The sequence below is a fragment of the Helicobacter cetorum MIT 00-7128 genome, assembly GCF_000259255.1.
In the GTDB taxonomy this organism is placed as follows: Bacteria; Campylobacterota; Campylobacteria; order Campylobacterales; family Helicobacteraceae; genus Helicobacter; species Helicobacter cetorum_B.
This window is the reverse complement of record NC_017737.1, coordinates 1,603,170-1,621,647: the sequence shown is the minus strand read 5'-3', so window position 1 is coordinate 1,621,647 and position 18,478 is coordinate 1,603,170. Positions and strand designations below refer to the sequence as shown.

General features: G+C 34.7%; 17 protein-coding genes, 2 tRNA genes and 1 pseudogene. 11 read left to right on the top strand and 9 right to left on the bottom strand.

Annotation, left to right across the window (positions count from 1 at the left end):
- Nucleotides 1-3: 3 nt before the first annotated feature.
- From HCW_RS07450 to HCW_RS07435, 4 genes and pseudogenes are all read right to left on the bottom strand, one after another.
- A complete protein-coding gene (locus HCW_RS07450; RefSeq protein ID WP_014661615.1) occupies nt 4-1,155 on the bottom strand; it encodes an Eco57I restriction-modification methylase domain-containing protein in 1,152 nt (383 codons plus the stop codon).
- A gap of 180 nt (nt 1,156-1,335) precedes the next feature.
- Nucleotides 1,336-3,156, bottom strand: coding sequence for a flagellar hook protein FlgE (locus HCW_RS07445; protein ID WP_014661614.1), 1,821 nt, complete (start codon nt 3,154-3,156; stop codon nt 1,336-1,338).
- Between the two features lie 33 nt (nt 3,157-3,189).
- Nucleotides 3,190-4,002 (bottom strand): annotated as a pseudogene (flgD, locus tag HCW_RS07440) (flagellar hook assembly protein FlgD); the annotation flags it as partial.
- 52 nt (nt 4,003-4,054) lie between these two features.
- Nucleotides 4,055-5,794 (bottom strand): flagellar hook-length control protein FliK, encoded by a 1,740-nt coding sequence (locus HCW_RS07435; RefSeq protein ID WP_014661612.1) that lies wholly within the window; start codon nt 5,792-5,794, stop codon nt 4,055-4,057.
- A 275-nt stretch (nt 5,795-6,069) separates the two neighbouring features.
- Here HCW_RS07435 and pta point away from each other — a divergent pair, with 275 nt between their 5' ends.
- The 6 genes from pta to hypD all read left to right on the top strand — a co-directional run bounded on the left by pta (nt 6,070) and on the right by hypD (nt 11,467).
- Nucleotides 6,070-7,629 (top strand): phosphate acetyltransferase, encoded by a 1,560-nt coding sequence (pta, locus tag HCW_RS07430; protein ID WP_014661611.1) that lies wholly within the window; start codon nt 6,070-6,072, stop codon nt 7,627-7,629.
- 24 nt (nt 7,630-7,653) lie between these two features.
- Entirely contained in the window at nt 7,654-8,859 is a 1,206-nt protein-coding gene (locus HCW_RS07425) for an acetate kinase (protein WP_014661610.1), read from the top strand.
- A gap of 99 nt (nt 8,860-8,958) precedes the next feature.
- Entirely contained in the window at nt 8,959-9,309 is a 351-nt protein-coding gene (locus HCW_RS07420; RefSeq protein WP_014661609.1) for a hypothetical protein, read from the top strand.
- A 91-nt stretch (nt 9,310-9,400) separates the two neighbouring features.
- Nucleotides 9,401-10,129 carry a hydrogenase nickel incorporation protein HypB gene (gene hypB / locus HCW_RS07415; RefSeq protein ID WP_014661608.1) on the top strand — a complete coding sequence of 243 codons (729 nt, stop codon included), beginning with the start codon at nt 9,401-9,403 and terminating at the stop codon, nt 10,127-10,129.
- Nucleotides 10,129-10,365 (top strand): HypC/HybG/HupF family hydrogenase formation chaperone, encoded by a 237-nt coding sequence (locus HCW_RS07410; RefSeq protein WP_014661607.1) that lies wholly within the window; start codon nt 10,129-10,131, stop codon nt 10,363-10,365. The genes hypB and HCW_RS07410 overlap by 1 nt, the downstream gene beginning before the upstream one ends.
- Nucleotides 10,355-11,467, top strand: coding sequence for a hydrogenase formation protein HypD (hypD, locus tag HCW_RS07405; RefSeq protein ID WP_014661606.1), 1,113 nt, complete (start codon nt 10,355-10,357; stop codon nt 11,465-11,467). Before HCW_RS07410 ends, hypD begins: the two co-directional genes overlap by 11 nt.
- Before the next feature lie 14 nt (nt 11,468-11,481).
- Here hypD and HCW_RS07400 read toward each other — a convergent pair whose 3' ends face one another.
- On the bottom strand, nt 11,482-12,648 hold the full coding sequence (locus tag HCW_RS07400) for a glycosyltransferase (RefSeq protein ID WP_014661605.1): 1,167 nt from the start codon (nt 12,646-12,648) through the stop codon (nt 11,482-11,484).
- 132 nt (nt 12,649-12,780) lie between these two features.
- Complete coding sequence (locus HCW_RS07395) at nt 12,781-13,311, bottom strand: hypothetical protein (protein ID WP_014661604.1); 531 nt, start codon at nt 13,309-13,311, stop codon at nt 12,781-12,783.
- An 82-nt stretch (nt 13,312-13,393) separates the two neighbouring features.
- Here HCW_RS07395 and HCW_RS07390 point away from each other — a divergent pair.
- The 5 genes from HCW_RS07390 (at nt 13,394) to HCW_RS07370 (ending at nt 15,889) form a co-directional block, all read left to right on the top strand.
- Nucleotides 13,394-13,468: transfer RNA gene (locus HCW_RS07390), tRNA-Gln, on the top strand.
- Nucleotides 13,469-13,491: 23 nt separating this feature from the next.
- Nucleotides 13,492-13,568 (top strand) — tRNA-Met (locus HCW_RS07385).
- A 326-nt stretch (nt 13,569-13,894) separates the two neighbouring features.
- On the top strand, nt 13,895-14,119 hold the full coding sequence (locus HCW_RS07380) for a hypothetical protein (RefSeq protein WP_014661603.1): 225 nt from the start codon (nt 13,895-13,897) through the stop codon (nt 14,117-14,119).
- Nucleotides 14,120-14,211: 92 nt separating this feature from the next.
- Nucleotides 14,212-14,352, top strand: coding sequence for a hypothetical protein (locus HCW_RS07375; RefSeq protein WP_196794364.1), 141 nt, complete (start codon nt 14,212-14,214; stop codon nt 14,350-14,352).
- Nucleotides 14,353-14,749: 397 nt separating this feature from the next.
- A complete protein-coding gene (locus HCW_RS07370) occupies nt 14,750-15,889 on the top strand; it encodes a YbfB/YjiJ family MFS transporter (protein ID WP_014661602.1) in 1,140 nt (379 codons plus the stop codon).
- A 6-nt stretch (nt 15,890-15,895) separates the two neighbouring features.
- Here HCW_RS07370 and HCW_RS07365 read toward each other — a convergent pair whose 3' ends face one another.
- The 3 genes from HCW_RS07365 to HCW_RS07355 are packed head-to-tail and all read right to left on the bottom strand — an operon-like array spanning nt 15,896 to nt 18,462.
- Nucleotides 15,896-16,648 carry a TerB family tellurite resistance protein gene (locus HCW_RS07365; protein ID WP_014661601.1) on the bottom strand — a complete coding sequence of 251 codons (753 nt, stop codon included), beginning with the start codon at nt 16,646-16,648 and terminating at the stop codon, nt 15,896-15,898.
- Nucleotides 16,649-16,657: 9 nt separating this feature from the next.
- The gene (locus HCW_RS07360; RefSeq protein ID WP_014661600.1) at nt 16,658-16,972 is read right to left on the bottom strand and encodes a hypothetical protein; all 315 of its coding nucleotides are present in this window, start codon (nt 16,970-16,972) and stop codon (nt 16,658-16,660) included.
- A complete protein-coding gene (locus tag HCW_RS07355; protein WP_014661599.1) occupies nt 16,969-18,462 on the bottom strand; it encodes a DUF5644 domain-containing protein in 1,494 nt (497 codons plus the stop codon). The genes HCW_RS07360 and HCW_RS07355 overlap by 4 nt, the downstream gene beginning before the upstream one ends.
- Between the last annotated feature and the right edge of the window lie 16 nt (nt 18,463-18,478).

The following is an 18,478-nucleotide window of genomic DNA, read 5'->3' as shown; positions in this document are numbered from 1 at the left end:
TATTTATCCTATTTTTAAAAAATCTTTAGGCAAAAGAGCGTTTTCTAAAGAGCGTTGCGAAAACAAAAAGCGCCCATCACACACAAAGCCTAATTCCTGCCAATTGATTGCATTGAGTTTATCACAGAGTGTTTGTAAATCCAAGCTTTGATTATGGGGGAATAGGGCGAGAATGGAGCCGTCATAATTAGGGCATTTGTGGATAAAAAAGGGATTTTTTTGGCGTGTTTTGGTGTTTACATAAAGGCGTTTTTCTTTAGAGATATGGTGTTTTCTGCCCCATTCAAACCAATTATTTTCATTGAATTTTCTAATTTTTCTCTTCATCAAGCTTTCTTTATGTTGCAATAAATACGCATTAGGTTTATCCATAAAAACCATTTTTTCTAAGGTGTTTGTTTTTTTGGTGATAGAAGTAACAAACTCCACATTACCATGTTCTTTGTTTTTAAAAATTTTATCGCACCCACTCACCGCACCCACTTTGATTTTAAAAATCTCGCTTAATTTTTGTGTATAGGATTGATTTAGAAAATACAAAATACCTTTTTCGCATACAAATTGCAAATGATTGTTTGTGATTCTACTGAAATCATTCTTACAAAAACGAAAAATCACGCAATTAGGCACAGCGTTGTGAAAAATCTTTTTATCACCTAGTTCAAAAAAATGCGTTATCGTGCCTTCTTCGTAGATAAATTCGTTTAATTTTACGCTAGAGGTGGATTTCAAAAAATCTCTTGGAGTGATGAAAATCAGTTCGCCTTTAGGTTTTAAATGCTTAATGGTTTTTTCTATAAAAAACAAGTATAAATTACTGCGTTCATCAAAAAGAGTGTAGTCTAGTTTTTCTTTGGTGCTTTTTAAAATATCCTTGTGCTTGACATAGGGCGGATTACCAATAATGGTGTCAAATTGATTGTCTAAAGAATAGTCAAAAAAGTCCATGCATAGGGCGTTTTTAGGACAAACTTTAGAATCTATTTCAATGCCTATGGCATTTTTTAGGCACTTAAAAAAACTCCCATTACCCACGCTTGGCTCTAAGACACTCCCTTGATTTTGTCTCAGGCTAAGCATAAAATCCACAATGTTTTTGGGAGTGAAAATTTGCCCTAAGGTTTTAATGTCTAAATTATTCAAAAAGCTTTTCAAAAAATTACTTTGAATAGATTATTCATCTTTTTAGTTTTTAGTAGTTTGGCAGAAGAACTATTGTTAATCAATATTGATATCTTTCTTGGAATGGTTTTGTTTTTAAAAATTCTACAATTTTACTAAGTTGTATTGGTATCATTAAAATATCCTTATTAAAAGGATATTTTAACATGCTTATTATTTTTTCAAACTAATAGCTTCCTTAATCAAATCATCGCCGGTGCTAAAAGCTTTGGCATTCATAGAATAACCCCTTTGCATTAAGATTAAATTTGTTAGGGCATTTCCGGCATTCACATTGCTTGTTTCTAAATATTTATGTCTGATTTTTCCAAATTTGAGCTTGCCATCTTCATCCCATCCTAAAATAGGATTACCGCTTAGGGGTCTGTTTTGCCCATTTACAGTGCCTTCTTCCATTTCATAGACATTCCCACCCACTTTTCTTAACCCTTGGTCATTAGTAAAAGCTAAAATCCCCACACGAGCTACGGGTTCTACTGCGCCATTGCTAAAGGCTAAAGAAATTACACCATTTTCCTCTATGCGCATATCTTTAAAAATCCCCTTAGGCTTGCCATCTTGACTCACTTCTAAAAGCTTAGAGTCTTGATAGGATAAATCGCTAGAAGCATGGCTTTCGCTTTTATCTAAAGAATAGGTAAGTTTATTGCCCTTAAAATCCAAAGTGATAGGTTTGGCTTGCATTTTGTTGGTTTCTGAATCAAATGAGATAGTCTCCCAAGTGGTTTGGCTATCAATGGGGTCTTTTTCTCTGCTATCTACAATATAACTATTGACTTCCCAAGTTTGATTTTTAAGCTTGCTTTTAGGGCTTGATGCGGGGTCATTAGAATTAGTCATAAAATATTCGCTTTGGAGCAAATATTTATCACCTGCTTTATCATAAATATCTACCGAAGTGCTGTAGTATGGGATTCTAATGGCTACAGAATCTCTTGCAATACCCTTTTTTAATTCCATTTCATTAGCACTCAAGCCTAATTTATCTGCAATCCCTCCATGAATGCTAAACATTACGGGTTTATCACTGGGGTTGGCGATTTCTAATAAAAGGGGAGATTTTTTCAAGTCAGTATCACTTTTGATGAGGTTTAAATCAAGTCCGGTTTTTTCTTTGAGAAGTTTTTTTAAATCGCCTAAGGTCTTAAATTGATTTTCTACCCCCTCTGCATCACCATATAAAAAGCTGAAGTTTTCTGTTGTGCCATCATCTTTTTTAATGCTAATATCTAATTTGCGATGCGTGATAGCATCAAGAGGTTCATCATCATTATTGGCTAGGGCATTAACATCTTGATTTAAAAAGCGTTTTTCTATAACCTTACCTTCTTTATCTAGGAAAAATTCCTCAGCACCTTTAACATGGTCTTTGGGGTTTAGATTCACGCTAATATCCACTTTAGTGCTAAGAACGGGTTGGTAGGTTAAATCTTGAGGAATATTTAAAGGCGAGAGCGTTTTACCATGTAATTTTTCAATATCATCATCTCTGGAGGTAACATTAAGAGTGCCATCTTTTATTTTGTGTAAATCCACGCCATAAACATAGTAGCCCTCAGGGGTTACCAAATAACCATCAGCATCTCTAGCGAAGTTTCCGGCACGAGTGAGAAAATTATCTTGTTTTTTGGTATAGCCGTCTTTATTGATAGTCATTTCGCCATTTTTATTAGAGCCTATCACAAACCAGCCTTTACCTTGATATGCCATGTGAAACTCTCCTTCACTTGGCATGTATTCGCCATCTTTATTAGAAAGGGCATTACCTGAACCCGTAACGCCATAATTCTTGTCGTTTGCCATAACTGATTTGGCATTCAAAGCATCTAAATGCGAAGAAAACAAACTCTTAAATTCAGGCTCATTGGAGCGATAGCCCAAGGTGTTAATGTTAGCGATATTGTTAGATAGGCTATCAATTCCAAATTGATGGGTTTTAATTCCGCTGTATGCGTTTAAAAGTGTATCATTCATTTTCTAGCCTTTTTAGCTTTTTGCAGAAGTGTGTTTTTCTGGTTCATAAAACTCTATGGCGCTATCTATAGGTAGAATCATTTCGCCCATTCTTAGCATAGGCTTACCTTGGTTAAAAAGAACGCTTTGCACCGCACCTCTACCAATGCGAGTTTCCAAATATTGCTTGCTTTGAGAGTCTAGGTTATATTCAGCCTTGATTTTATAACTGCCTTTAGGCATTTTTTGTCCCTCTTCATTGGTGCCATCCCATTCAAAATCTACATAACCTTTTTTGCCGTTATAATCTTTTAAAGAAAGGGTTTTGACTAATTCATTGCTTTCATTTAAAATTTGAATAGTAGGCGTGCCTTTAGAGGTATCAATCGTTTCATCAAAGAAAAGTGAAAAGGCAACCTTATTGTTTCCATCAAAATTCGCTCCACTCACATCAGTTTCTGCAATCTTTCCTATCATGCTAACAGAATTTAATGCGGTTACTTCTCTTAAAGAGTTATTAGCCTTTAGGTTATCGTCCATGCCTTTATTGAGATTTTCCATAGTGTCTTTTAGAGAGCTTTGAAAGTCTTTTAAAGACTCGTTGGTTTCTTTGCTAGATTTCATGGCACTTGCGACTTCTTGCATGGTCTTTTTATTTTCTTCTTGCATTTCAACTTGCGTGAGTTGTGCGGTTTGGGTGATGATTTTATCCGTTTCCATAGGAGCGGTTGGGTCTTGATTTTTAAGTTGCTCTAGGAATAATTTCATAAAAGCATCTTTGTCTAGCCCATTAGCGATTTTAGGTTGGTCTTTTTTCTTTTCTTGTGCGGCTTTGGCTCCGGTAACTTCTGCTAAATCAATGGCCATGTTTTTCCCTTATATTAATTCTAGTTTTATTATAAAGCAAACTTCCTTAAAATCATGCGTAAAGACTTATTTGCATGCTTATAGGAGCAATAGTATCTTTTTCTTCAACATGATTTTCTTGATAGGTCTTAGACGCATTTTTTTGTTGGTTTAAAAAAGTGGGGTCTTGCTCTTGTTGGTTTGGTTGTTGTTGCTCTGAATGGTTTTGTGAAAAGCTTAAATCTATTCCTTCAAAACCTAAAGCACTCAAACTATTTTTAAGCTCTTGTTGGTTGTCTAGGAAAGTTTGTAGGTTATTGCTATGAGAGATGACACTCACTTTAAGATTTTTACCTACCTTTTGAATGCTCACTTCAAGCCTGCCTAATTCTTTAGGGAATAAATCCATAGAGATTTTAGTCATAGGGGGTTTGTATTCTTGGATTTCTTGCTTTAGTTGTTGGGCAAAATATCTAATAGTTTCTTTAGGGGCAACGCTTTTATTTTCACTTATAGGGGTTGGCTGAGTGTTTTGAATGGTGTTATTGGTTTCTTGTGGTTTTTCTTTGCTTTCAATAGTGGAAGTTTTTTCTTCTTCTTTAAAAACATCTTTTAAAGGCATATTCATAGTTTTATTAGCGTTAGAACTATTTAATAAGGGTGGCATTGGGGTTAAAAGAGGAGTTTTTGGGGTATTTAATAGGGCTAAATTAGAAGTGCTTTTTTTAGAAACTTTGGTTTCTTTTTGAGATAAAGTCATTGATTTCTTTTTGCTCTTTTTGGCATTTTTTGGCATTTTGGCTTTTTTAACTATGCTAGTTTGTAAGCTTTCATTTAAAGTAGGGGTATTCTTAGGTTTTAATGAAGGGGGATTATCATTTGTTTCTAAAGGCGTTTTTGTGCTACTTGGGATTTTAGGATTTGGTGTATTGGTAGTAGTTTTAGAATTAATAGCTTGCAAAGCACTAGAGAGACTTGCCTCTTTATTTTGGACTTGGTTAGGATTGCTAGGGGAAAGCTTGGGTGTAGAATTTGGAATATGTGGAGCAAGTTTTTGGGCGGTGCTTAGAGTTTGAGGTTCTTTAGGGGATTCTTGTTTGGTGCTTAAGTGTAAATTGCTCGCTTTTATTTGATGTTCTTTAGCGAGTGTGTCAACATCTTTGAGGGTTTTAAAAGTGCTAGTAGGGGTGTTTAAGTTATGTGTATTTGATAAGGTATTAAGGGGGTTAGTAGGGGTTTCTTTAGCTTTTTGAGTGCTAAGGGGAATATTATTGGTAGGTTTTTGATGTAAGGGTAAGGTGGTAGGAATATTTATAGATTGAGAAGATTTGTTTGGCTGTTCTTCATTATGTTTAGTGTTAGCTTGCTTGTTTTGAGGCTCATTTGAGAGTGCTTGATTAGGGCTTAAAAGGTCTTTTAGGGTTGGAATATTTGATTTTTTAGGCTCTTCTAATGGAGTTTTTGATGAGGTTTTTACTTCATCTGCTAGAGGTGCTTGTGGGGTTGTTTGTTTTAAATTAGAGGTGTTGGTAGATTTTGTTAAAGGACTTTTAGGGGCATTTTTTGTTGGTTCTGTTTTTATAGAAGTTGATTTGGTTGTTTCTAGTGGTGCGCTTAAGGGAGTTTTGTGTAAAGAGCTAGGATTGTTTAAGGCATCTTTGTGAGTGTTTTTAGAGATTTTTTGATTTAAGAGATTCTTAAAATTATCAGAGGAAGTTTTTGAGCTAACAAGATCTTTTGGGTCTTTTGTGGGTGTTGCTATGGCTTTGGTGGGGACTTGATGACTCTTAGTATGATTGATATTACTTGGCATTAGATTTTCCTTAAAACAACTTCATTACTTTTAACTTAGTATTTTTACAACACTTTTCATAGTCAAAACTAGACTTAAGCAAAAACAATTCCATAAACTAGAATAAATCAGTGAATATTTTTAGAATATATTGCTATAAAAAATTAAATAATAGTTGATTGTGTTGTGTATAGGAGTGCCTAAAAAGCTTAATTTAATTAAAATCTGCTAAAATAAAAAGTTTTTAGTTGCGCTAAAGATTTGGCAATAACTAATGACTTGTATAAGGAGTTTTAATGCAAAGTTTATGGATTTATCCAGAGAGTTTAGATGGGCTAAACATCGCTTGCAAGGCGCTTGTGAAAGTTTTAGAACCACATTATAAAAAAATTGCTTTATTTTCACCCATAGATGGAGGGTGTGAGCGTTTAGGGGATTTAAATCTGTTAAGCGCTATCAATAAGCAAGAGGCTTTAGAGCTTATAAGCAAGAATGATGAATTGCGTCTGCATAAGATTGTTTTAAAGCGCTATTTAGAGCTTACCAAAACTTATGATTTTATCTTATGTCTGGGGTATGTTCCAAAGTTCTTTTTAAATGCTCTTATTGATTTAAACATTACCCTTTCTAAGCATTTGAATGCGCCTATTTTAGGCGTGGTGCAATCAGAGGGTTGCAATCAATTAGCACTTGAAAGGCTTGAGGCTATGCGCTATAGTGCTTTAAACAAGGGTGCAGTTTTTGAAACGGGGCTTGTTATTAGCGATGAAGAATTTAAAGAGACATTGCCATTTAAAATAGCAAATATTTCTAAAGATAATCATCAAGGGCTTTCTTTAGAATTTTTACAATCTGTAAAAAGTTCTGTTGTAACGCCCTTATTCTTTCAAAATAGCTTAGAGATGAGAGCTAAAGCACAAATTAAAAAGGTTGTTTTGCCAGAGAGTGAAGATGGGCGCATTTTAAAAGCAACGCATTATCTTATCAATCAAGGCGTTGTGGAATTGATTCTTTTAGGAAATGCGCAAAGAATTTATGAACAAGCTAAAAGTTTAGGTTTAGATTTAGGAAAAGTAGAAATCATAGACCCTAGCACTTCTAGCTATAGAGATGAATTTGCCAATAGCCTTTATGAATTAAGAAAATCAAAGGGCATGAGTTTAGATGAGGCTAAAGAGCTAGTGCAAAATAGAACTTATTTTGCAACTATGCTTGTGCATTTAGGCTATGCAGATGCCATGGTTTCTGGAGCGATTCACACCACCGCTGATACCATTAGACCAGCTCTTCAAATTATCAAAACTAAGCCTAATGCAAGCCTTGTTTCAAGCGTATTTTTTATGTGTTTAGATACTCAAGTGTTGGTATTTGGAGATTGTGCAATCAATCCTAATCCTAATGCTAAAGAGTTGGCTCAAATTGCTATTACTTCAGCAGAGACTGCTAAGCAATTTGGCATTGAGCCTAAGGTTGCTATGCTTTCTTATTCTACAGGTAGTTCTGGTAAGGGCGAAATGGTAGATAAAGTTAAAGAGGCTTTAGAGTTGGCTAAAGAGCATGCTAAAGACTTTCATATTGATGGGCCTTTGCAATTTGACGCCTCCATTGATATGAGTGTGGCTAAGCAAAAAATGCCACATAGTGAAGTGGCTGGACAAGCTAATGTTTTTATCTTCCCTGATTTGAATGCGGGAAATATTGGTTATAAGGCGGTTCAAAGAAGTGCCAAAGCCATTGCTATAGGTCCGGTTCTACAAGGTTTGAATAAGCCTATTAATGATTTAAGCCGAGGGTGTTTAGTAGAAGATGTGATTAACACCGTGTTAATTAGTGCGATTCAAGCACAAAGCAAATAAAAATTAATTTCTTAAGGAGAAAAAATGCAAATTTTAGTATTGAATTTAGGTAGTTCATCAATTAAGTTTAAATTGTTTGATATGAAAGAGAAACAACCTATAGCAAGTGGGTTGATAGAGAGAATTGGTGAAAAGATTGGTCAAGTGCGCATTAAAACTCATTTGCCTAACAACGAGCAAGATGTAAAAGAACAACATGTTATTGAAGACCATGCTAGTGGGCTTTATATGGTGCAAGAGAGTTTAATCAAGCTGGGTGTTGTGAGTAATTTTGATAAGATTGATGCCATTGGGCATCGTGTGGTTCAAGGCGGAGATAAATTCTGTGCGCCAGTGCTTATCAATAAGCAAGTTATGCATGATATTGATGAACTTTCTATTTTAGCACCTTTGCATAATCCAGTGCATTTAGAGGGCATGAAATTTATTCAAATCGCTCACCCACATATTCCGCAAGTGGCTGTTTTTGACACCGCATTTCATAGCACTATGCCTAGCTTTGCTTACATGTATGCGTTACCTTATGAATTATATGAGAAATATAAAATCCGTCGTTATGGTGCACATGGGACATCACACCACTATGTGGCTAAAGAGGCAGCTAAGCATTTAAAGATTGCTTATGATAAGTTCAACGCTATCACTTTACACTTAGGTAATGGCTCTAGCGCAACTGCAATTAAGGGAGGTAAGAGCGTGGATACCTCTATGGGGCTTACTCCATTAGAGGGCTTGATTATGGGAACAAGATGTGGGGATATTGACCCAACAGTTGTTGAATATGTGGCTCAATGCACCAACAAGAGCTTAAAAGAGGTGATAAAAATGCTTAATTATGAGAGCGGTTTGAAGGGAATTTGTGGGGACAATGACGCAAGAAATGTTGAAACTCGCATTGAAGAGGGTGATAAACAAGCAAAGCTTGCGCTTGATATGTGTGCTTATAGGATTAAAAAATATGTTGGTTCTTATATGGCAGTGCTTGGGAGAGTTGATGCGATTATCTTTACAGGAGGCATGGGTGAAAACTATTCAGACTTGCGTGAAAAGGTTTGTGAGGGCTTAGAGCCTTATGGTATTAAGATGGATAAAAATATCAATAATAAGCCCGGTTCAGGACTTGTAGATTTAAGCGCATCAAATAGTCAAGTTAAAATCTTGCGTGTGCCTACAGATGAAGAGCTAGAAATTGCTATTCAGACCAAAGAAGTTATGGAAAAACAAAAATAAAAGATTTTTCATTAACCAGAAAATGAATTTTCTTAGATAAAGAATAGTAACCTTTAAGTTTTTAGCTTAAGGGGGATATTCTATTTTTAAGGATTTTCAATGAAAGTTATTGATTTTTTAGAAGATACTCAAGAAAAGAATTTTGAAAAACTTCAGATTGATGTCTTGAGTGAAAACTCTCACAATAAAGAAATCCGCATTTGTATGCCAAAAGGTGTTGTTATGGATAAACATCAAGCTCCCGGGGCGATTAGCGTGCAAGTCCTAAAAGGAAAGATTTGGTTTGAAGTAGAAAATCATAAGCATGAAATGACAGAGGGTTGTCTCATTAGTCTTGACTCTAAAGTGCCTCATAGTCTTGGTGGGATTGAAAATAGTATCATAAGGCTTAGTTTAAGCAAGAATGATAGTGTAGCTAGGGTTAAAGAGGTGCATCTTAGCAAATCTTAATCAATTTTTTAATTATTTAAAAATTGTGTTTAACAAATAATGGCTTTAATGCGTTAGAATAATTTAATTATTTGAAAAAGGAAACAAAATTATGAGCGAACAACGAAAAGAATCTTTGCAAAATAACCCTAATTTGAGCAAGAAAGATGTTCAAATTGTTGAAAAGATTTTAAGCAAGAATGACATCAAAGCCGCTGAAATGAAAGAGCGTTATTTAAAAGAGGGGCTTTATGTTTTAAATTTTATGAGTTCACCTGGTAGTGGTAAAACCACCATGCTAGAAAACTTAGCAGATTTCAAAGACTTTAAGTTTTGTGTGGTAGAGGGCGATTTGCAGACTAATAGAGATGCGGACAGATTGCGTAAAAAAGGCGTGAGCGCTCATCAAATCACTACCGGTGAAGCGTGCCATTTAGAAGCTGCAATGATTGAAGGGGCGTTTGATTTACTAAAAAATGAGGGAGCGTTAGAAAAAAGCGACTTTTTAATCATTGAAAATGTGGGGAATTTGGTTTGCCCATCAAGCTATAATTTAGGGGCGGCTATGAATATTGTCTTACTCTCAGTGCCAGAGGGTGATGATAAAGTGTTAAAATACCCTACGATGTTTATGTGTGCGGATGCAGTCATCATTAGCAAGGCGGATATGATTGAGGTGTTTAATTTCAGAGTGTCTCAAGTAGAAGAAGATATGCAAAAATTAAAGCCTAATGTGCCTATTTTTCTGATGAGTTCCAAAGACCCTAAAAGTTTAGAAAATTTTAAAAATTTCCTTTTAGAAAAAAAGCGTGAAAATTATCAATCCACGCATTCATTTTAATGTGTTTAGCCATTCCTTCTAAGGTGGTAGCCATTTGTGATAATGTGGCTACTTTAGAGACTTTGGGCGTCCAAAGAGAGGCGAGCCTTGATTTAATGGGTGAGCCTGTGAATGTGGGCGATTATGTGCTATTACATATTGGCTATGTGATGAGCAAGATTGATGAAAAAGAGGCCTTAGAATCTATTGAGTTATACCAAGAAATGATAGCCAAAATGGATAATAATGAGTGTTAGTCATTTTATCACACCCTTTAGAGACAAGCAAACTATCCTAGCTCTTGTTAGTGAGATAAAAAAACTAGCTTTAAAACTCCCTAAAAAATTAGTCATTATGGAAGTATGTGGAGGGCATACGCATACGCTGATGAAATACGGGCTTACTGATTTAATGCCTAAGAATTTGGAGTTTGTGCATGGGCCGGGTTGTCCGGTATGCGTGATGCCAAAAGCACGCATTGATGAGGCCTATGAGCTTGCTTGTATCAAAGATAGTATTTTACTCACTTTGGGGGATATGATGAAAGTTCCTGGAAGTTATAAAAGCTTGCTTAAAGCAAGAGAAGAAGGCCTAGACACCCGCTTTTTGTATTCACCCATGCAAGCCTTAGAAATCGCTAGAGAAAACCCCGATAAAAAAGTCATTTATTTTGCTATCGGTTTTGAAACCACAACGCCTATGAGTGCTAGCGTCTTGCTCAACGCCAAAAAAGAAAAGCTTAACAACCTTTTTTTCCACATTAACCATGTTTTAGTGCCCCCAAGCGTGAGTGCGATTTTAGAAGATAGAGAGTGTCAAATTAACGCTCTTTTAGCTCCAAGTCATGTGAGCGTGATTAGTGGTTCTAAGATTTATCAGCCCTTAGTGGAGCGTTTTAAACTACCGATTGTGGTGAGTGGCTTTGAACCCGTTGATGTGCTAGAAAGCGTGCTTATGCTAGTCAAACAAGCTCTAAACAAAGAAGCCCAATTAGAGACACAATACAAGCGAGTGGTTACTTTTGAAGGGAATTTAAAGGCACAAAGTTTAGTCAATGAGTGCATGGAAGTAAGAGAAGAGTTTGAATGGCGTGGCTTAGGAAAAATTAAGCATTCTGCCTTAAAACTCAAAGAAAAATACGCTTCTTACGACGCTGAAATAATATTTAGCCAATATCTAAGCCACAAGACCCCCAAAGAAAATAAGGCTTGTAAGTGCGGAGAGATTTTAAAAGGTATTGCTAAGCCTTTAGATTGTTCTTTATTTGCTAAAGTCTGCACCCCACAAAATCCTATCGGAAGTTGTATGGTGAGCTCTGAAGGGGCATGCTCGGCGTATTATCGTTATAAGCGTTCTTAATATTAATGGTTTTATTAGTTTGCATTTGATTTGATAATTTTTAGTGCTAGTAATATCTTTTTTAAAGCCCTATGAATTTTAAGTCTTTTAAGAGTTTTGCTTAAAGGGATTTTAATTACTCTCATATAAAATTCTTCACAAAAAACCCGTTCTTTCAAATAAGCAGAATAGTTTTGAAAAAATAGGTAGAGAGGTTTTAAAATGGTATCTGTATAGCTTGCGTAATAAGGAAAGTAATAGTCTTTGCTAATAATTTTGCCATAAAAATTTGTATTTTTTTGCAATAATTCTGTGTAATCTGTAAAGAAAGGAGTCTTAGCTAAAGTGTTTAGCCATAGATTAGCTTTCATGCTTAAGGGATTATCCCAAGGTTTTATTGCATGTATCCAACCATCGTAGTGGATAATAATGGGGTTTTTTAAGGCTTGTTGGACATGTTTTGAATAGTTATCATAAAGTCTTTCATAAAGAAAAAGTTCATTCTCTTGATTTAAGATATAGTATGAGGGAAAAACACAATACTCTATGCCAAGTTGCCCTATATATGGCCAACACCAGTCAGTCAAGTGCGGTTCTTCGGTAACTTCTTGAGCATGCAAAATTTCTTGGATTTTTTGTGTAAAATGATTTTTTCTTTGTAAAGCTAAGTTGCAGAATAAAAATCCCTCTAATACATGTTGTTTGCCATCAAAGACACCATACAAATAATTTTTGTCATCTTCTGTTATTTTTAAAAAATCTTTGCTAAATTCTTCACAAAAAATGATATCTACATCACTCCAAACTATTTTGGAATATTTAGGAAACAAATCTGCTAAAAAGTATTTAATTAAAACCATTTTTGAAAATCGTTTGGTAAAACTTTCATCAAATGGGTTTTTGATAGTGTCCAAAAAAGGCTCAATATTTTTTATTTCTAAAGTAGCCATTTCTTTAAAGGGCTCTGCAATTTGGTGGAGCTTTTGAATATCATCTTCATCTAAACCCACTACTAGAGCATGCAAGGAGTAAAAGACTTGTTTGTTTGCCCTAGCAATACATTCTAAAAAGGATTGAAGGCATGCTGCAAAAGGAATGCAATAATTTTTGTCAAAAGCAAAAGCTATAGGAATATGAGAATACTCATTTAACTCACTTTGTTGAGTTTTTTCTGGGGGGGGGGTAATAACTGTGGAAATCATTGTGTGTATCTTTCATATTTATGATTTATCCTAGAAATGGACTATTTCAAAAAAGAATTATAGTAAAAAATTCTAAAAGAAAGAATTAATGGGTTTTTTTAGGTCAAATTAGAGTAGCAATAATTGTGTATATTATGAGCGTTTTTGATGTTTTTCTAAAGTTTGTTTGAGTTTTAGAAATTGCTCTTTAGTAAAATCGCTTAAATTTTGCGTATTAAAATCAATGTTAATGGTAATAGGGGGGATTATAGTCTTAGGAGCGTTATGGGGTTTTTGATAGGTTTTTTCTCTAACACTTGCAAGAATGCGTGTGAAAAGCAAAGAATAATTCAAGCTTTCAAGCATTTTTTTGGTTTCTAAAAAATGAGCTCTCAAGTTGTTGGTATAGTAGTTTTCCTGTATTTTAAAGGCTTTTAAATAGCTTGTATGGGTAAAAAAGATTTTTAGGGTTTGTTGTTCGATTCTAGCATATCTAAAACCCTTGCTTAAGTCCTCTAAGGATTGTGTGATATAGTTATGAATGATTTGGCGTTGCTTGAGCTTGGTTTTCAAATTTTTGAGAGCTGATTTTTCGCCAATACTTTGAAAAAGCTTGAACTCTTGTTGTTTTTTGAGATAGCGCTGATAAATTAATGGGTCAAATTCCTTTTGTTCCTTTTGCATAACAAGAATTATAACAAGAATTTTATAATTTTACTTGACTTCTAGTATAAAGTTTGTATATAATGTCAGTCTTAATTCAGTTTGGGGTGTCGCCAAGCGGTAAGGCACCAGGTTTTGGTCCTGGCATTCCGAGGTTCGAATCCTTGCACCCCAGCCATTCTATACTTCAAAGTATCATATCGCGGGATAGAGCAGTCCGGTAGCTCGTTGGGCTCATAACCCAAAGGTCGGTGGTTCAAATCCATCTCCCGCAACCAATTCCTTTCTTTAACAAGCTTTTTTAAGTGTGCTATTGTTTTTAATGCTTTAATATTAAAACTTAATTTTTATACAAGCTTTCTTACGCTTATTATGTTATAAAAACTAAAATTATCCATAATTTGGTATAATTTGAATCTTAAATTTCATTTTTAAAGGATTTTTATGAAGGTCAAAACCCTTTCTCTCTCTCTCTCTCTCTCTTAGTAGCTTAGTTTTAGGTTCTCTTATTATTAGTGGTTGTAGTGTTAGTTATGGTGGGTATGCAAAATTAGGCGAACAAACCCATAGAGATTTGCATACTAATACAGTGGGAAAATCTTGTGTGTTTAGTGTGTTGGGTATTCCTCTTGGTGGAATATTAAAAAATAGAGTCGCATTAGCTACTAATAAAGCGATTTCTAACGCCAAAGAAAAAAAGGATTTAAAGGGCGATATTCTCATCAATACAACCGTTTATAACGAAACAACAGATTATTTGTGGGGTATAGCCACAGTGGGTTGCACAGTTGTAGAAGGTAATCTAGTGTCAAAATCTGTTAGCAAGTAAAAATATTAGGAAAAACTTATGCGTTATTTTATTGCTTTTTTTGTTCCTTGGTTTGTATTTTTTACGATTAAAAGATACATTAGCGGTGTGATTTGATTTGTTTGCTCTTACAAATGACGCTCATTGGTTGGATACCTGCGATGGTATGGGCGATTGTTGCAACAAATGGTTATCATACTGATAAAAAAATCCAAAAAGCCTTAAGAGCAATTCAAAAAGAAAACCAACAATAAAAGAGTGTTTTTGAGATATGGCTTAATATCTCTTGGGGCTTATGATAGATATGTTTAGCTATTAAAGGGCATTGCTAGTCTTTTATTTTGCCTTATGGCTTTTTAAAAGATTTTTCTATGTCCTTAACAATTATTTATCCTAGCGCCTTTAATCAAAAATTTGTCTAAATATGTTGCATGTTAAGGTCTTGTTGCTAAAAAGGGCTTTTTAGTAGGTAAAATTAAGTTTTATACAATCTTTTATATTTTATTTTGAGTTGTTATCAAATTAGTGCTGTGATTTAGTATTTAAAAATGTATTTTGCAGATAAGATTTGAATGAAAAGGACTTGATTTTTTAAGAATTTTATTCTTTTGGATACACTATAAAACTAAATTATTAAGATATGGTAACAATATGAAAGCGCGTATTTTTTCTTGTTTTTTAGGCTCTTTTATGGCAAATGGCTTGGCAAGATTTGGCTATGTAGTAATGATTCCTTTTTTGATATTAGAGGGGCATTTAAGCCAAGCACAAAGTTTTCAGCTAGGCATTGCTGTATTAGTGGGCTATGTTTTTGGAGGGGTGCTTATTAATATATTGAGTAGATTCTTTTCTTTAGAGGGGATTGCTAAAATAAGCTTTTTGGTTATTGCATTGAGTTTTTTAGCATGTGAGTGGAAGAATTTGCCCTTTATGTGGCTTTGGATATGGCGTTTTTTAGGAGGGGTTTCTAGTGCGTCATTGATGATTTTACTCGCACCTTTATGCTTGCCTTATGTGAAAGAAAATTATCGTTCTGTAATAGGGGGGTTTATTTTTAGTGGGATTGGAGCAGGGGCTATTTTTAGCGGATTTGTTCTGCCTCCATTAGCTCTTATTGATTTGCAATGGGCATGGCTTATGTTAGGAGGAGTAGGATTTATAGCTTTTTTAGTGAGTTTAATAGCTTTAAAAAATTACTCCTTATCACAAACAAGCAAAGAAAAAATGCCTTTTAAAGTGCCTTTTCATTTATGGTTACTTATCCTTTCTTATGGGCTTAATGCGATTGGGTTTTTGCCCCATACGCTTTTTTGGGTGGATTACTTGGTGCGAGACTTGCATATTAATTCGCATGTAGCAGGAGTTTCCTGGGCGTTTTTTGGCTTTGGTGCTTTTGTAGGCTCTCTAGTAAGTGGGATAATAGGTTATAAAATTGGGGCAACAAGCGCAAATATTTTGATGATTATTTTAAAAGCCTTTTCTTGTTTTTTAGGTGCTTTTACCCATGAAATGATTTGGTTAAATCTTTCAGTTTTTATTATGGGGGCTACCACTATTGCAAATGTTAATTTGGGAAATATGATGGTCTTAGAGATTGTGGGGGCTAGATATTTTGCTAGGGCTTGTAGCTTTTTAACCATGAATTTTGCTATTTTTCAAGCACTATTTTCATATATTTTTGCGCTTAGTTTAGAAAAAATTGGCTATTTTTGGCTTTTTAATCTCTGTGGGATTTGCTTATTGGTGAGTGTCATCTTGCTGTTGCCTATTTATAAGGCACGCAAGATTTAGCTAGGATTATTCTTGATTGACAAGGATACTCGCAAGAGCGATTTTTCTTAAAGAGATAAAATCTTCTTCAGTGTAATGCTTGTAATTGGTTGCTTTATGATAGTAGGGGCTAACAAGATTTAGAGCCTTTTGTTCTAAGTTTTCTAAAGAGCTTTCTTCTTGCAGTTCAAATAGGGTCTTTGCCTCTTCTAAGGTCATAGGGATTTCAATTTGATTGAAACGCTCAAAATTATCATAAAGTTGGTTGAAATCTTGATTATCTATTTTTAAAAACGCTGCCACATCAATAAGCATGTCTTTTTCTTTAGAATCTAAATTACCATCAGCATATGCTAATAGGAGTAAAAACTCTACTAAGCGCACTTTTTTTGGATATTCTCCATGTGCATGATTAGAGATTTCTTGACATAGTGATTCAAGGCTTTCAGTCTCTTTGTTGAGTAATTGTGTAGCTAGGGTTTGTTCTTCTGCGCTTAAGGGCTGTTTAACTTCATCTATAAAAAGCGTTCTTAAAGAGCTGTCTAACATATTTTTTTGAGGCTCTAAATGATTTAAAAGTCTTAAAAAAACTCCTGCTTGACTTTGCTTAAACTTTTCAAAAGGGTCAGCTTGTGATACATAGGGGTCATTACTCAAGTCATATTCTAGTGAATTATTTTGCTTTGGAGCGGGCTTTAAGGGGTTTTTTAGATATTCCTTGAGGGTATTATAAAAATATAAGAGTGCAATCGCAGCAATGATAAGTAGGATAAGTTCCATAAAAGTCCTTTATTGGTATTTTTTTATTTGTTCTTTTAATTCTTTTCGTTTTTTATTTTCACGCTCTTTTTTAGCTTGAGTAAGGCGCAGTTGCTCTTCTTTTTGCTTGTTTTGTAGAGCCATTTTTCTTTCATAGTTAGTTTTTAAGCGTTGGATATACTCTTCTCTTCTTTCTGGGGTTTGGAAACTAATAGGGCGGATAAAAAAGACAAAAAGAATTAAAACAAAAATCCCTACTGAAACCACCTCAGAACCCACTCCATTGAGCGTATACCAAGTGCCTCCAATAATAGAGGCTAGAACTATTTTTAAAAGACTCTTCACGCTTGAAGGAACGCTATTTTATTATAATGAGAGTTAAGCCCTAGAATCTCTTGATTCTTTTCGCCCATAGCTATGAGTGCTACTTGAGCTAAAAATAAACTTGGTGTGTTGTCATAGTCTCTCTTATACGCTTTTGAGGCCTTAAGACCCAAAGTCTCAAAAGTATTAAAAAGCTCTAAGGAATGCGTGATTAAAAAATCCGCTCCTAAATCAATCCCAATATAGCGTAAATTGGCGCATTGAGTTAGCGCACTAGTTTTGTTGATGTCTAAAAGAGGGGCATAATTTTGATTAGACTCTAAGAATGCATGGGTTTTAAGATGGATTTTATTAAGCAATTTGCCTTGATAGGGCAAGCGTGAGAACACTGCGCTTGAAAATTCTTTAAAAGAGGCTTTTAGCTCCCAAGCTAAAAATTCATCAATCCATTCGTTAAGATAGACTACTTCAGTATCTTTTTTATAGATAAGCTCATATTTTTTCAACTCTTCGTTGATAGATTTTATCAATTCATCATTGTTATCTAGGATTTCTTTGGCATGTAAGATGTTTAAATACGCATCTTCTTCGCAAAAAACTAACGCTACATTACTAGCTTTTGCAAGGGCAAGATTATACGCACAAGCTAGGAGAAATTGGCGTGTATTGACAATCTTTCCATAATAAGAGCCATCATAGCAAAAGGGTAATTCAATCACTTTTTGCCCCATTTTTTCCAAATAGAGCTTAGAGCTTTTTAAAAGGGCGCTAGTGTCTAAATGCTTGGCATAGGCATTAAAAAGGGCGCAAGTCTTTGGAGCATGTTGAGTAATGTTTGGCTTAGGGTTGAATTGATAAAGGCTTAAAAGATTTTTAGAAAAATCTTGCCAAGGGTTGATTTTGGAATTAGTAAGGATTTCTTGTAATTCATAAATTTCATGGTCAATATTGTCATCTTTGGGGTAAAGATAGGGTGCAATACTTAAAAAATTCATCACGCCATCTTCAGGATTAGCAATCACTTCTAGGAGTTTGTTTTGTTGGCTAGGATAGCGCTTAAGGAGCCATTTGATATACAAGAAAAAGCCATCGCCTAGGTATTTGGGGTTTTCTTGGGGGTTAATAAAATTGATACGCAAATATTTTTCTAACTCTTCTTTTTCGCCAGCACTTAAAAAGGTCATTTGATTAAAAAAGGGTTCATATGATTTTAAAACAGCTTTTTCATCAATGATTAAGTCTTTCAAGGCATAGCGTTTAGAAAGGGGCTCTAGCACCCACTCTTTACCAAAAAATGCTACTAAATCACTCAGTTGAGCGTTTTCAAAAACAGCAATTTGATTGATTTTAAGACCAATAGGTTCGCTAAAGCCCACACCTTGAAGTTGTTTGAGAATATCTAAAAGGCGTTGTTCTTCTTGATACTCCAAGAAATAGGACACATAAGCGGGGTTATAATCCTTTTTTACCTCAAAACGAAAAACTTTTAAATGCAATTTTAAAATGCTCATAGGCGTTGTCCTTTAA